Source organism: Micromonospora sp. NPDC049107, assembly GCF_040648595.1.
GTDB lineage: Bacteria > Actinomycetota > Actinomycetes > Mycobacteriales > Micromonosporaceae > Micromonospora.
The window spans coordinates 48,541-61,976 of the sequence record NZ_JBEZEC010000015.1; the positions used below are offsets into that span (position 1 = coordinate 48,541).

Annotated in this window: 13 protein-coding genes; 3 read left to right on the forward strand and 10 right to left on the reverse strand. The window is 72.7% G+C overall.

The features are described from left to right. The first annotated feature begins 76 nt into the window (after nucleotides 1-76). Nucleotides 77-1,528, forward strand: coding sequence for a glycosyltransferase family 39 protein (locus AB0B55_RS29830; RefSeq protein ID WP_357175442.1), 1,452 nt, complete (start codon nucleotides 77-79; stop codon nucleotides 1,526-1,528). A gap of 249 nt (nucleotides 1,529-1,777) precedes the next feature. Here the strand turns inward: AB0B55_RS29830 and AB0B55_RS29835 are convergent, their stop codons facing one another. Together AB0B55_RS29835 and AB0B55_RS29840 are read right to left on the reverse strand one after the other, a co-directional pair. After that, nucleotides 1,778-3,373 carry a histidine kinase N-terminal domain-containing protein gene (locus AB0B55_RS29835; RefSeq protein ID WP_357125854.1) on the reverse strand — a complete coding sequence of 532 codons (1,596 nt, stop codon included), beginning with the start codon at nucleotides 3,371-3,373 and terminating at the stop codon, nucleotides 1,778-1,780. Between the two features lie 30 nt (nucleotides 3,374-3,403). Beyond that, nucleotides 3,404-4,435: an SIS domain-containing protein gene (locus AB0B55_RS29840; protein ID WP_357126547.1), complete on the reverse strand. Its 1,032-nt coding sequence runs from the start codon at nucleotides 4,433-4,435 to the stop codon at nucleotides 3,404-3,406. 181 nt (nucleotides 4,436-4,616) lie between these two features. On the opposite strand from AB0B55_RS29840, the gene AB0B55_RS29845 reads away from it, so the two are divergent. Continuing rightward, a complete protein-coding gene (locus tag AB0B55_RS29845; RefSeq protein ID WP_357125857.1) occupies nucleotides 4,617-6,446 on the forward strand; it encodes a tetratricopeptide repeat protein in 1,830 nt (609 codons plus the stop codon). Nucleotides 6,447-6,510: 64 nt separating this feature from the next. Here the strand turns inward: AB0B55_RS29845 and AB0B55_RS29850 are convergent, their stop codons facing one another. Continuing rightward, nucleotides 6,511-8,094, reverse strand: coding sequence for an MDR family MFS transporter (locus AB0B55_RS29850; protein WP_357125861.1), 1,584 nt, complete (start codon nucleotides 8,092-8,094; stop codon nucleotides 6,511-6,513). A gap of 112 nt (nucleotides 8,095-8,206) precedes the next feature. Here AB0B55_RS29850 and AB0B55_RS29855 point away from each other — a divergent pair, with 112 nt between their 5' ends. Beyond that, the gene (locus AB0B55_RS29855) at nucleotides 8,207-8,818 is read left to right on the forward strand and encodes a helix-turn-helix domain-containing protein (protein ID WP_357125864.1); all 612 of its coding nucleotides are present in this window, start codon (nucleotides 8,207-8,209) and stop codon (nucleotides 8,816-8,818) included. An 11-nt stretch (nucleotides 8,819-8,829) separates the two neighbouring features. On the opposite strand, the gene AB0B55_RS29860 is transcribed toward AB0B55_RS29855, so the two are convergent. The 7 genes from AB0B55_RS29860 to AB0B55_RS29890 form a co-directional block, all read right to left on the reverse strand. Beyond that, on the reverse strand, nucleotides 8,830-9,339 hold the full coding sequence (locus tag AB0B55_RS29860) for a GNAT family N-acetyltransferase (protein WP_357175333.1): 510 nt from the start codon (nucleotides 9,337-9,339) through the stop codon (nucleotides 8,830-8,832). Continuing rightward, entirely contained in the window at nucleotides 9,336-9,557 is a 222-nt protein-coding gene (locus AB0B55_RS29865; protein ID WP_007464729.1) for a biotin/lipoyl-binding carrier protein, read from the reverse strand. Before AB0B55_RS29865 ends, AB0B55_RS29860 begins: the two co-directional genes overlap by 4 nt. A 410-nt stretch (nucleotides 9,558-9,967) precedes the next feature. After that, on the reverse strand, nucleotides 9,968-10,255 hold the full coding sequence (rsrA, locus tag AB0B55_RS29870; protein WP_355050536.1) for a mycothiol system anti-sigma-R factor: 288 nt from the start codon (nucleotides 10,253-10,255) through the stop codon (nucleotides 9,968-9,970). Nucleotide 10,256: 1 nt separating this feature from the next. Continuing rightward, the gene (locus tag AB0B55_RS29875; protein WP_355050537.1) at nucleotides 10,257-11,084 is read right to left on the reverse strand and encodes a sigma-70 family RNA polymerase sigma factor; all 828 of its coding nucleotides are present in this window, start codon (nucleotides 11,082-11,084) and stop codon (nucleotides 10,257-10,259) included. 216 nt (nucleotides 11,085-11,300) lie between these two features. Further along, complete coding sequence (locus AB0B55_RS29880) at nucleotides 11,301-11,963, reverse strand: alpha/beta family hydrolase (RefSeq protein WP_357125873.1); 663 nt, start codon at nucleotides 11,961-11,963, stop codon at nucleotides 11,301-11,303. Nucleotides 11,964-12,038: 75 nt separating this feature from the next. Beyond that, the gene (locus AB0B55_RS29885) at nucleotides 12,039-12,431 is read right to left on the reverse strand and encodes a WhiB family transcriptional regulator (RefSeq protein ID WP_355050539.1); all 393 of its coding nucleotides are present in this window, start codon (nucleotides 12,429-12,431) and stop codon (nucleotides 12,039-12,041) included. A gap of 195 nt (nucleotides 12,432-12,626) precedes the next feature. Next, nucleotides 12,627-13,337: an SOS response-associated peptidase gene (locus AB0B55_RS29890; protein WP_357125878.1), complete on the reverse strand. Its 711-nt coding sequence runs from the start codon at nucleotides 13,335-13,337 to the stop codon at nucleotides 12,627-12,629. Between the last annotated feature and the right edge of the window lie 99 nt (nucleotides 13,338-13,436).

Below are 13,436 nucleotides of genomic sequence, written 5' to 3' on the forward strand. Positions count from 1 at the left end.
GCACTTCGCGGGGTGGGCCCGAGGGCCTTGGCGGCGTGGCAGGCTCGGGGCTGTGGACGGATGGTCCGGGAAGTCGATCGGGGTCGCGCGGGGCGTGCCGGTCTGGCTTCTTCCGGCGCTGCTGACCCTGGCGGTCACGCTGACCGGGATCGGTTCGGCGCAGCTCTGGCGCGACGAGCTGGCGACCTGGAGCGCCGCCACCCGGTCGCCGGAGGAACTCGCCCGACTGGCCGGGACCATCGACGCCGCCACCGGACCGTACTACCTGTTCATGCACGTCTGGGTCCTGGTCGTCGGCGACTCCACGGTCGCCCTGCGGGTGCCTGCCGCGCTGGCCATGACCGTCGCCGCGGGGCTGCTGGCCGTGCTCGGGGCGCACCTCGTCGACCGGCGCGGCGGTCTGCTCGCCGGGCTGCTGTTCGCGGTGCTGCCCAGCACCTCCCGGTACGGGCAGGAGGCCCGCCCGTACGCCCTGGCCACCGCCCTCGCGGTACTCGCCACCCTGTTGCTGGTGGCCGCGCTGCGCCGGCCGGGGTGGGCCCGCTGGACCGGGTACGGCGTCGCCGTGGCCGCGCTCGGGCTCACCCACCTGGTCGCGCTCACCCTGCTGGCCGCGCACGCGCTGGTCGTGCTGGTCACCTGGTGGGGTGGTCCCGGGGTGGCCGGCATCGCCGCGACCGGCGGTCGGGATCGGCGGGTGTGGCGGTGGGCGGTCGCGCTGGTGCCGGTCGCGCTGGTGGTGACACCGCTGCTGCTGCATGCCCGCGCGCAACGCTCCGAGCAGTTGAACTGGGTCGGCCTGGCACGGCCGGACGACCTGAGCGCGCTGCCGGGCGGCGTGGCCCAGAGCAGCGTGGTGGGCGGCCTGCTGGTCGGGGTGGCGGCGCTCGGCGCGGCCCGACTCCGACGGCGCGCCCTGCTACCGCTGAGCGCGGTGCTGCTGCCGGTCCTGCTGCTCTTCGTGGCCGGGGCGGTCGTACCGCTGTGGGTGCCCCGCTACCTGGTGTTCGTGGTGCCGTTCGCCTGCCTGCTGGCCGGCGCGGCGCTGGCGTCGGTGCCCGCGCCGGCCGCACTCGCCGTGGTGGTCCTGGCCGGGCTTCTCGGCCTCCCCGACCAGGCCGCGTTGCGGCGGACCCACGAGTGGCCGCGCAGCGCGCCGGTGGACTACGCGGGCGTCGCCCGGGTGATCGCCGACGGCCAGCGCCCCGGGGACGCCGTGGTCTACTCCCCCCGGCACAGTTGGCTCTTCCTCGATCTGGGCATCGAATACCACCTCGACGACCCGCCACGGGACGTGCTCGTCACCGAGGACGAGGTCGCCCGGGGCGATCTCTGGGCCGCCGAGTGCCCGCGACCGGCGCAGTGCCTGGCCGGCACGGCACGGGTCTGGCTCGTGGTTGCCGGGCGGCACGCCGAGCCGCTGGCCGCCGTGCCGGACGCCAAAGGCGACGCGCTGCGCGCGCAGTTCACCGTCGCCCAGGTCTGGCAGCGCCCCGGCCTGACCGTCGCCCTGCTGACCAGCCGCTGACCGACCGGCCCACCGCGCGGACCCGCGCGTCGACCGTCGGCCTGCTCGCTCGCCGGCGAGGTCGACCGTGGGCCCGACCGAGCAGGAGGCGGGCGGACCCCCGCGGCGTCGGCTGACGGCCTCATCGCCCACGAGGCGTGGCCGGCCCACTGCGATGAGCGTGATGCCGGTGAGTCATCTTGATGACTCACCGGCATCACGCTCATTCACATATCCGCTCCCCGCAAGGGCCCGCGGGCAGCGGACAGCTCAGCCCTGGGAGCGGCCGTCCGAGGCGCTGCGGCCCAGGGGGACGACCAGCAACGCCTCGGTGCCTCCGTTGACGCCCGCGCGCAGCTCGATGGTGCCGCGCAACTCCCCCGTGACCAGTGCCCGGACGATCTGGAGGCCGAGTCGGCTGCCACGTTCGGCGTCGAACTCGGGCGGCAGCCCGCGTCCGTTGTCGGTCACCGAGACGTGCAGCATCTTGCGGAACCGGTGCGCCGAGACGACCACCTCGGGTCGCAGCGACGGATCGACCTCGGGTGCGGCCACCGGCACCAGGCCCGAGGCAGCTGCGCTCACGGCTGGCTCCTCCGCCTCGTCCGCCGGTGGGAAGCCGTGCTCGACGGCATTGAGCAGCAGTTCGTTGAGCACCATCACCAGCGACGTGGCGATCTCGGCCGGCAGTACCCCGAAGCTGCCCTGGCGGCGCATCCCGACGCTCACCTCGGTCGCCGCGACCTCGGTCGCCGCGCTGGCGACCCGGTCGACGATGCCGTCGAACTCGACCGCCTCGTCGCTCGACATCGACAGCGTCTCGTGCACGAGGGCGATCGAGGCGACCCGGCGGACGGACTCCTCCAGGGCCACCCGGGCCTCCGGCATGGACACCCGGCGGGCCTGCAACCGCAGCAACGCGGCCACCGTCTGAAGGTTGTTCTTGACCCGGTGGTGGATCTCCCGGATGGTGGCGTCCTTGGTGATCAGCGCCCGATCCCGGCGGCGGACCTCGGTGATGTCCCGCACCAGCACCAGCGCGCCGATCGGTACGCCGGCGGGCATCAACGGCAGCGCCCGGGTGAGCATCGTGGCCCCGCGCGCGTCGATCTCCCGGCGGGGCGGGGCCTCGCCCCGCAGCGCGGCCAGGATCCCGGTCGCCGCCTCGGTGCCGTCGAGCGGGTCGCCGGCCAGTCGGCGGTGCAACGCCGCCAGGTCCTCACCCACCAGGTGCGAGGCGTAACCCAACCGCCGGTACGCCGACTGGGCGTTCGGGCTCGCGTAGGTGACCTTGCCCCCGGCGTCGAGGCGTACCAGGCCGTCACCGACGCGGGGCGCGGACGTTGTCTCGCCCGGGTGCCGGGGCGGCGGGAAGGTGCCGTCCGCGATCATCTGGGCGAGGTCGTCGGCCGTGGTCAGGTAGTTGAGTTCGAGCTGGCTGGGCGTTCGCGCGGTGGAGAGGTTGGTGTCCCGGCCGACCACGGCGATCACCTCGCCGGCCTCGCCGTCGGCGGTGCGCAGCCGGACCGGGATCGCCTCGTGCCGGGCGGGCACGTCGCCGTACCAGACCGGGTCTCCTTCGCGCCAGATCCGCCCCTGGGAGTAGGCGACCGCCAGGTGGGCCACCTCCGAGCCGCCGATGATGCGGCCCACCTGGTCGTCCTGGTACGCGGTCGGCGCGGTGGTGGGGCGCACCTGGGCGACGCAGAGGAACGTGCCCTCGGCGTCGACCGGCACCCAGAGCAGCAGGTCGGCGAAGGACAGGTCGGAGAGCAACTGCCAGTCACCGGCGATCCGGTGCAGGTGGTCGATGTCGGCCGGACGGAGGTGGGTGTGCTCCTCGGCGAGGTCGCGCAGCGTGGACACGGTGACCAGGGTGCCACGCCGCGCCGCGCCTCACATCGTCGCGGTGACCTTCTTCAGGCCGCGCGGCGCGTCCGGGTCCTCGCCGCGGGTGAGCGCCAACGCCAGCGCCAGGCGCTGCAACGGCAGGATGTCCAGCAGCGGGGCGTACCGCTCGTCGACCTCGGGGACGGCGAGCCGCGCGGTGCCCGGCACGTCGGCGGAGCCGACCACCACCACGTCGGCGCGGCGCTCGCCGAGCCGGGGCAGCACCTCGCCCATCGACCGGCCGCCGGGGCCGGAGCCGACCACGGCGAGGACCGGGACCTCCGGATCGGTCATCGCGAGCGGGCCGTGCAGCAGGTCGGCGCCGGAGAAGGCGAGCGCCGGCAGGTACGAGGTCTCCATCAGCTTCAGCGCCGCCTCGCGGGCGGTCGGGTAGGCGTACCCCCGGCCGGTGGTGACGAGTTGGCGGGCGAAGCGGTATCGCGGCGCGAGTTGGGCCGGGGTGTCGTCGGCGAGGGTGCGGGCGGCCAGGTCGGGCAGCGCGGCGAGCGCCTCGCTCTCGGCCGTGGGGAGTACGCCGTCGCCGGCCCGGATGCCCTCCACCAGCATCAGCAGGGCGAGCAGCTCGGCGGTGTACGTCTTCGTCGCCGCCACCGCGCGCTCGTGGCCGGCGGCGATGTCGATGCTCAGCTCGGCCGTCTCGACAAGCGGGGAGTCGGGGGCGTTGGTCACCGCGAGGGTGAGCGCGCCGGAGGCCCGCGCGGCGCGCAGCACCTCGGCCAGGTCGGGCGAGCCACCGCTCTGGCTGACCCCGACGACGAGGGCGTCGGACAGGTCGGGGCGTGCGCCGAAGAGGGTGACCACGCTCGGCGAGGCGAGCCCGGCGGGCAGGCCGAGCCGGATCTCGGTCAGGTATGCCCCGTAGAGGGCGGCGTGGTCGGAGGTACCCCGGGCGGTGAAGACGACGTGCCGTGGTCGACGCTCGGCGACGACGGCGGCCACCCGGGCGATCGCCGCCGCGTTGGCGGTGTCGAGCAGGCGCGCGTAACCGGCCGGCTGCTCGTCGATGTCGGCGGCCATTCCCGACCCTGCACGTGACACGGACACTCCCCTCCTGCGCGATTGCCGCGCGTTTCCTGCTCAGTCTTGCACCCTTCTGCTGGCCAGAGCAATTATTCGAGCAGTAGTGCGCAGTTGATCACTTGATCATCTCAATATCAACTACGCTGGCCCCGCCGAGAAACTGCGACGAGAGGACACCGTGCCCGAGGGAAGGGACAACCCCGCGCTCTCCGCGACGGAGGAGCTGGCCCTGGCCCGGCTGGCACTGGGCGAGGGTGACCTGCACCACGCCGCCCGCCACCTCGCTGGCGCGTTGGCACGAGCGCCCACCCTGCCCGAGGTGCACGAGACGCTTGCCCACCTCGCCGCGGCCGACGGAGGAGGCCTCGACCTCTTTCCGATCAACCACCACACCTTCGTGGGCGCGGTCGTCGCCCGTGCCCACCTACTGGCCGCCGCCGGCCGCCCCGCCGAAGGGCTGGAACTGCTCGCCGCCGCGACCGGCCACGCGCCGGGCGCCGAGTGGGCGGGCGTGCCCTGGGTGACCGCTCCCGAACTGGCCGAACGGCTGGACCCGGGCCGCCTGGCCCGCGTCCTCATGCAGGTCTGCGCGGCGCTCGGCGACCCGGTGCCGCGCGCCGGCCGGGCCGCCCTCACGCCGTACCTCACGCTGGCCCGCAACGCTGTCACCGTCCATCCGGAGAACGGGACGCTGCTGGGCGCGGCGTCCGCGCTGGCCCGGCGTCTCGGCGAGGTCACGCTGGCGATCCGCTGGGCCAGCCGAGGGGTACGGAGCCAGCCGTCGAAGATGGGCGAGGTCTGGCTCGGGTACGCGTACCGCAGCGCGGGACGGACCCGCGACGCCCTCGCGGCCCTGTACCGGGCAGTCGATCTGGACCCCGACGACCTGGCCGTCTATGCCGACATCGCCGGCACCCTGGCCGACATCGGCCGGCTCGACGACGCGCTGGAGTGGACCGAGCGGGCGCTGGCCCGGGACCCGACGTTCGACTGCGCGGTGCACACGACGCACCGCCTGCGGCACCTGCGCGACGGCGACGTGTCCCACCTGGTCGCGCTCGCCGACTTCATCCGTGACCACCCGGACGACAGTCACGAGCACGGCGACCTGGCCCAGTGCTGTCGGGCGCGGCCCTGGCTCGGGCAACTGACGCCGGCCGGCGGGCCCCTGCTGGACGCGCTGCGCCAGGCGGTCGCCGACGACGACAACGGCATCGGCGGTGTCGTACACCTCACGGCGGCAGCCCCACCGAGCGCACTGCGGACGGTGACGTCCGTGGCGCCTGGGCTGCACATCGAGGTGGCGGGCGCGGTCGAGCCGGACCCGCGCGAGCCCCGGCGCGCCTCCGCACGGCGGCTCTGGACCTTCACGGGGCACCTGCCGACGCCGGCGCTTCCCGGGCCCTCGGCGGTGGCGGTCGAGCGGATCGGTCAGGTGGCCCAACCGGCGTGGCCGCACCCACCCGCCGCCTACGACGCGGCGGTCGGTCTGGCCGGTCTCGACGTGGACGACCTGCTCGGGTTGCTGGTGCGTCCGCCCGCCGCGCCGGCCAACGCGCTGGGCCGGTTGCTGGCCGCGCAGGATCCGTCGATCTGGGTACGCGCCGTTCAGGTGTGGGCCTGCCTGGGGCTGCTGCACCAGCGCACCGACGAGCCCTGGGACGGCTCGACGAGACGACAGGTGCTGCTCGACCTGGTCTGGGGCGTGGAGGACTGGGTCACCGAGGCGGCGCTGTTCGCCCTGGTCACCGCCGCCTGGGTGGACCCGGAGGCGCGGTCGGACGTGGCCCGGGTGGTGGCGGAGCGGTTGGCCGACGTGGCGACGGTGGCCCAGACGCGGCCGGTGCCGATCGCGACCTCGCTGGCCCACCTCGCGCTGGCCGCCCCGGCCGTCGATCCGGTCACCACGGCCCTGGCCACCCGGATGCTCGGTGAGCGGGCCCCCCGCCTTCCCCGCCCCCGCAACCCGCTACGCCGTCTCTGGCAGCGCCTGACCCACCGACGCTGAGTGTTCCGCGCACACGCGAGAAGCGCCCCGCCGAGGATCGGCGGGGCGCTTCTTCGGGGGAGGATCAGGCGACCGGGGCCTTGCCGAGGGCGACCTCGGCGTCTTCCTCCGGTGTCGCCTGCGCCGGCGCCTCGTTGGCGGTGCGCAGCGGGATCTCCTTGATGAACCAGGCGAGCACCGGGATCGCCACGGTGAACAGCACGGCCCAGAGGAACACGTGCGAGATCGCGTCGGCCAGGCCGCTGAGGACCAGCTCCTGCGCCTGGGCGGGGAGCTGCTTGAGCTTCTCCAGGTCCATCCCACCGCCGCTGGACTCGCCGCCGAAGGCCGCGCCGGCGGCGGAGTCGGCCAGCCGGTTGGCGAAGATCGCGCCGAACAGCGAGATGCCGAACGAGCCGCCGATCGACCGGAAGAACGTGGCCGCGCCACTCGCCGCGCCCAGGTCCTTCTGCTCCACGCTGTTCTGCGCGATCAGCATCGAGGTCTGCATGAGGAAGCCCATGCCGACGCCGAGCACGACCATGTAGAGCGAGGACGTCAGCTTGCTGGTGTTGGTGTCGAGCATGGACAGCAGGGCCATGCCGCCGGCCATCACCACACCACCGACGATCGGGTACGCGCGGTACTTGCCGTTCTTGGTGATCGCCCGGCCGACGGCGAGCGAGACGACGAGCATGCCGAACATCAGTGGCAGCAGCAGCAGACCGCTGTTGGTGGCCGAGGCCCCCTGGACGGTCTGCTGGTACAGCGGCAGGAAGTTCATGGCGCCGAACATCGCGAAGCCGAGCAGGAAGCCGACCACCGAGATCAGCGCGAAGTTGCGGTTGGCGAAGAGCGTCAACGGCAGGATCGGCTCCGGGACCCGACGCTCCACCAGGCCGAACGCCACAAGCGTCACCAGCGCCAACGCGGCGAGGCCGAAGATCTGCGGCGAGGTCCAGTCGTACTCGTTGCCGCCCCACGTGGTGATCAGGACGATCGCGGTGATGCCCACCGAGAGCAGCCCGGCGCCGAGCCAGTCGATCCGGTGCTCGGTCCGGTACTTCGGCAGGTGCATGGTGGTGATGAGCACGAGCAGCGCGATGCCACCCAGCGGCAGGTTGACGTAGAACGCCCACCGCCAGGAGAGGTTGTCGGTGATGAAGCCACCGACCAGCGGGCCGGCCACCATGGCGATGGCCATGATGCCGGCGATCATGCCCTGGTAGCGCCCGCGCTCGCGGGGCGGGACCAGGTCGCCGATGATCGCCATGACGCCGACCATCAGGCCGCCCGCGCCCAGGCCCTGCACGGCCCGGAAGGCGATGAGCTGCACCATGCCGTCCTCGGGCCCGCCGAAGATCCCGGAGCCGGCCATGCCGCAGAGGGCCGAGCCGACGAGGAAGATGACGACCGAGGTCAGGAAGACCGACTTGCGGCCGTAGAGGTCACCGAGCTTGCCCCAGATCGGGGTGGAGACGGTGGTACCCAGGACGTACGCGGTGACCACCCAGGTGAAGTGGTTGAGGCCGCCGAACTCGCCGACGATCCGCGGCAGCGCGGTGCTGACGATCATGTTGTCGAGCATCGCGAGCATCATCGCGATCATCAGCCCGAACAGCACGACCCGTACATTGGGTCGCACGTCGGCCTGGGTTGCCTGAGTCATGGGTAAGCTCCCCCCGAGGTTTGTCGTACTTACTTGCCGCCCGGCTAGTCACCTTACTAGCCGCACGGTAAGTTGGATACCGGCACGCGGTCAAACGAATTGGAGGGCGTGGGTGAGGGAGAGCACAGGCGGCACCCGGGAGCGGATCAAGGCCGTCGCGTTGGAGCTCTTCACCGAGCAGGGGTACGAGAAGACCTCGCTACGGGAGATCGCCGAACGCCTCAACGTCACAAAGGCCGCGCTCTACTACCACTTCAAGAGCAAGGACGACATCGTCGCCAGCTTCGTGGAGGATCGGCTCGACCAGATGGACGCGCTGACCACCTGGGGCGAGTCACAGCCGGCGACCCTGGAGACTCGGCGCACGCTGATCTCCCGCTACGCCGACACGATGTTCGGCGGCGACATGCCCTCGGTGATGCGCTTCTTCGAGCAGAACCAGACCGTGCTCAAGAGCCTCTCCTCCGGCCAGCAGATGCGCGGCCGGATGATGCAGCTCGCCAACGCGCTCTGCCGCGGCGACGACTCCCCCGCCGCCCAACTCCGCGCCGCGCTGTCCCTCTTCGCCGTGCACACGAGCTGGTTCGCCGTACGGGCGCCGGGCATCACCGACTCCGAGCGCCGCCGGCTAGCGCTGGAGGTCGCCGACGAGTTGCTGGCCGCGATCGGCACTCCGCGAGACGGGGACGCCACCCCGACCAGCCCGGCCAACGCTCGCGGCTGACGGGCCGACGGTCAGCCGCGGGACAGCTCCAGCCGCAGGCCGAGCAGAGCCACTCCGGCCGCCGGCGACCAGTCCTTCTCCGGCGTCCGCACGAACCCGAGACGCTCGTAGAGCCGGTGGGCCGACACGGCCATCCCCGCGCGGACGCAGATCACGACCGCCGTGCAACCCAGCTCGGCGGCCCGGTCGACGCAGGCGCGCGCCAGCGCCACGCCGACACCCCGCCCCTGGGCGGCCGGGTCGACGGCCAGCATGCGGAACTCCGCCTCGCCCGGCCCGGACAGCTCGGCGAACAGGGTGCCCGGCAGCACGAAGGTCACCGAGCCGAGCACCGATCCGGTCGCCTCGTCCACCGCGACCAGCACCTCGCCGGCGGCGGCCCGGGTCGACACGTCGGCCAGTACCGCCGCGTAACCGTGCTCACCCTTGAGCTGACCATCCGCCTCGTACGCGGCCACGGTCAGGCGGGCGACCGCCGGGAAGTCGGCCGGATCGGCGAGCCGGACCAGCAGGCCGGTCAACCGATCACCGCGATCAGGTCACCGTCCTGCACCACGTCGCCCTCGTGGACGGCGAGCTGCTGGACCACGCCGTCGGCCTCCGCGACGACCGGGATCTCCATCTTCATCGACTCGAGGATCACCAGGGTGTCGCCCTCGGACACGGTGTCGCCCGCCGACGCGACGACCTTCCAGACGTTCGCCACCATCTCGGCGCGGATCTCCTCGGCCATGTCCACGGCCCTCCCTTTTCGCGATGTGCCTGCCGACGTATCCAATCACGCGAGGCTGGGGCATGGGTGCGGGGCGGCGCGGGTCGGCCCCGGCGGCAGGGACGGGGTGTCGGTCGCACTACCATCAGCGGGTCGGACCCGACGCCGGGCGGCGGCGTGGATGCAACCGGCGCGAGGCCGCGCGCGAGACGGATCCGACCCATCACGAGGAGGTCAGCATGGCGAAGAAGGCCCGGAAGAAGAAGGCCCGGAAGAAGAGCAGCGCGAACCACGGTAAGCGCCCCAACTCCTGAACGTGCCGACGGGCCGACAGCCCGTCGACGGTCAGCTCACCCCGGCCGAGGCCGGGTACACCGGTGGCCCGGGTCGGTATCGACCCGGGCCACCGGCGTGTGTGTGCTCTGGTACGCCGACGCTCAGTCGGCCAGCTCGCGGGAATCGCTCGTCTCGAAGACCACCAGCTCGGTGAGCTTCACCCGCAGCCGCTCACGCAGCTGGTCCGGCGCGGTCTCGTTGCCGCAGCAACGCGCGACCAGCGCCCGCACCTCCTGCTCGAGCCCGTACTCGCGCAGGCACGGCCCGCACTCGTCGAGGTGGTGCCGGATCAGCGCGCGCCGCTCGTCGGCGCACTCGAGATCCAGGTAGAGGTAGACCTCCGCGAGCACCTCGCGGCAGTCCGTCTCGTGCGGCTCTCCACAGCTCACGTCACACCTCCCGGCTGGCAGCGGCAGCGGTCGAGCCCTTCGCGGACCGGGCCGGGCTGAAGCCCCGCTCCGCGGCGTACTGCTCGAGCAGCTTGCGCAGATTACGACGGCCGCGGTGCAGACGCGACATCACGGTGCCGATCGGCGTGCCCATGATGTCGGCGACCTCCTTGTAGGAGAAGCCCTCGACGTCGGTCAGGTAGACAGCCAGGCGGAACTCCTCCGGCAACTGCTGGAGGGCTTCCTTCACGTCGCTGTCCGGCAGCCGGTCCAGAGCCTCGGTCTCGGCCGAACGCAGACCGCTGGAGGTGTGCGACTCGGCCTCGGCGAGCTGCCAGTCGGTGATCTCCTCGGTCGGCGCCTGGATCGGCTGGCGCTGCCGCTTGCGGTAGGAGTTGATGTAGGTGTTGGTCAGGATCCGGTAGAGCCAGGCCTTCAGGTTCGTGCCCTGCTCGAACTGGTGGAAGGCGGCGTACGCCTTCAGGTACGTCTCCTGGACCAGGTCCTCGGCATCCGCCGGGTTACGCGTCATGCGCAGCCCAGCAGCGTAGAGCTGATCGACGAATGGCATCGCGTCCCGTTCGAACCGGGCCCTGCGCTCGTCCGTCTTCTCGGTGGTCAACCGCACATCCCCTCGCGTCGGATGCTTTCCCGCCGAGGATACGCGCACGGACCTGCCCACAGATTCACTTCCGGCCGGTGTGCTCGTGCTCACCGCACCCACCCCGCCCGGTCCCGCTGTCACGGGCCAGTCCGGACCATCCAGCAGCCGCCGTAGCTGCCGGGCGTCCCGCTCGTCCCGTTCCAGGCTTCGTGTCTCGGTCGGCACCGGTCACCCCCCTCGCAGAAAAGTCGTCCGGGGTTAGTAACGCGAGATGACCACTGGGGCATTCCGTCCGGCTCTCCCGTTCCTGGTCCCGGCCCCGGAGACGCCGGCGCTGGGACCAGGAAGGGCCTGGGAGGACTGGTGACACCTGTCCGGTTCGGACGGGCGGCACCATCGGATGCAACGACCCGCGCCCAGCACCGGAAACGGTCCCTGAGGTCAGTCGGCTGTCCAGCCGTGGGAGCGCAGCCAGTCCCGGACGACCGCGCCCGTGCCGGCGGGGTCACGTCGCAGGTCGTGCGTCTCCCCCGGCCGGGTCACGACCCGCACGCCCGGCCCGGACCCGGGCACGCCGAACGGATCCCGGTCGCCGTTGACGACGAGCGTCGGCAGACCGGTGGCGAGTTCGGCGGCCCGGGACCGCTCCGGCTTGCCGGGCGGGTGCAGTGGAAAGGCCAGCGCGAGGACGCCGGCCGCGCCGACCGCGCCGGCCGTTCGGCAGGCGACCCGCGCGCCACTGGAACGACCACCGACCAGGAGCGTGGGTACGTCGGTGTGCCGCTCGCGCAGCACGGCCAGCACCGCCGTCCACGCCTCGTCGAGGTGCCCGGCGGGGGCCGGCGCGCGACGGCCGGCGACACGGTAGGGCTGCGTCACCCGGACCACCGTCAGGCCGGCCGTGACCGCCGCGTCCCGAACCGCGAGCAGGTCGGGGGCGTCCACGCTGCCGCCCGCCCCGTGCCCGAGCACCAACAGGGCGACCGGCGCGCGAGCCGTCGCGACGCCGGCCGCCCGGCCCGACGCAATGGTCGGACCGACCGGTGGGTCGGTGTCGATCCGCGCCGGACCGCGCGGGGTGTCGATCTCTTCGCTGGGCAGCACCGGCCCATTCTGCGCCGACCGGGCCCGTCACCGGGATCGGTTCGCCGCGCTGGTCGGCTCAGCGGCGCGCGATGGTCAGCTCAGCGGCACCAGCGTGAGCAGGCGGTCGCGGACCGGAGGGCCGGCGTCGTCGACCGCGTCCGGGTCGGGTTCGACCTCGCCGCGCCACGCGACGAGCATCGCCCGCCGCTCGCGGGGGGTGGTCGCCCCCCAGACGCCGTGACAGTCGCCGACCTCCAACGCCCATGCCAGGCAGGAGCCCTGCACGTCGCAACTGCGGCAGAGTGCGACAGCGGCGTCCGCCGGTTCGTTAGGTGCCGGAAAGAACGTCTCCGGATCGACGCTCTGGCACGTCCCTCTGGTGCGCCACGCTTCGTCCTGTCGACGTTCTCGCAGAGCCCGCAGCAGCCGCGGATCTCTGCGTGCCGCAGCCACCTCGTGCGGGCGGGGCATACGCGCCCGTGTCATTTCACCCACCTCCCCCGTGGGACCGGCAGGATCGGTGAAGTCGTCCGCCCCGTGCGAACCGACAGCCACTACCGGCGCTGTGTTGTATCGCACTTTCGGACACCGGGACAAGGGGCTTTCAAGAACATGGCTGAACGGCCAGGCGACGAATCGATCAGAACCTGGCAAATCGGCGCTCGACGATGCCTCTCATTCTCAGAACAGGGTCAACTCCGGTGGGGACGACATTGACGGAACGGACACGCGAGCGGTCAACTCCGGGCCGTCGTTGCGCACGTCGCCCACCGCCGGCCCGACCGGGCGGATCTCCAACCCGGCGAGAAGGTCGGACGACGCGGGGGCGAGCAGACGCTCCGGCTCGTCGCACGGCGTCAGCCACGACGACCACCGCTCGGGGGCCAGCAGTACCGGCATCCGGTCGTGCACCTCGGCCAGATCGCCGAGCGCCGCGGTGGTCAGCACGCTGAAGGTGAGCCGGCTGTCCGCCCCGGACTCCCAGAACGACCAGATCCCGGCCAGGGCGAGCACCGAGCCGTCGGCCGGGGTCATGAAGTACGCCTGCCGGCCGCCATCGGGCCGGCGGACCCACTCGTACCAGCCGTCCGCCGGGACAAGGCACCGGCGGCGGGCGAACGCCCCGGCGTACGCCCGGCTGGTCGCCACCGTCTCGGCCCGTGCGTTGATCATGCGGGCGGCGCCGGCGGCGGACCGCGACCAGTGCGGCAGCAGACCCCAGCGGGCGACGCAGAGGCTGCGGTGCCCCTCGGGGCTGAGCCGGACCAGCGGGACGCGATCGGTGGGCGCGACGTTGTGATCCGGCCGGAGCACCCCGTCGGTGTCGTCGGACGACTCGAACAGGGCGCTCAGCTCACCGGCGCCCCGGGTCGTCGCGTACCTGCCGCACATGCGCTCACGCTAACCCGCCGAGGGCCCCGCCTGCTGTCCCGCCAACCGGGAGTACGCAAGCCGGCCGACGTCACCCACCCGCAGACAGGGCAGAATGTG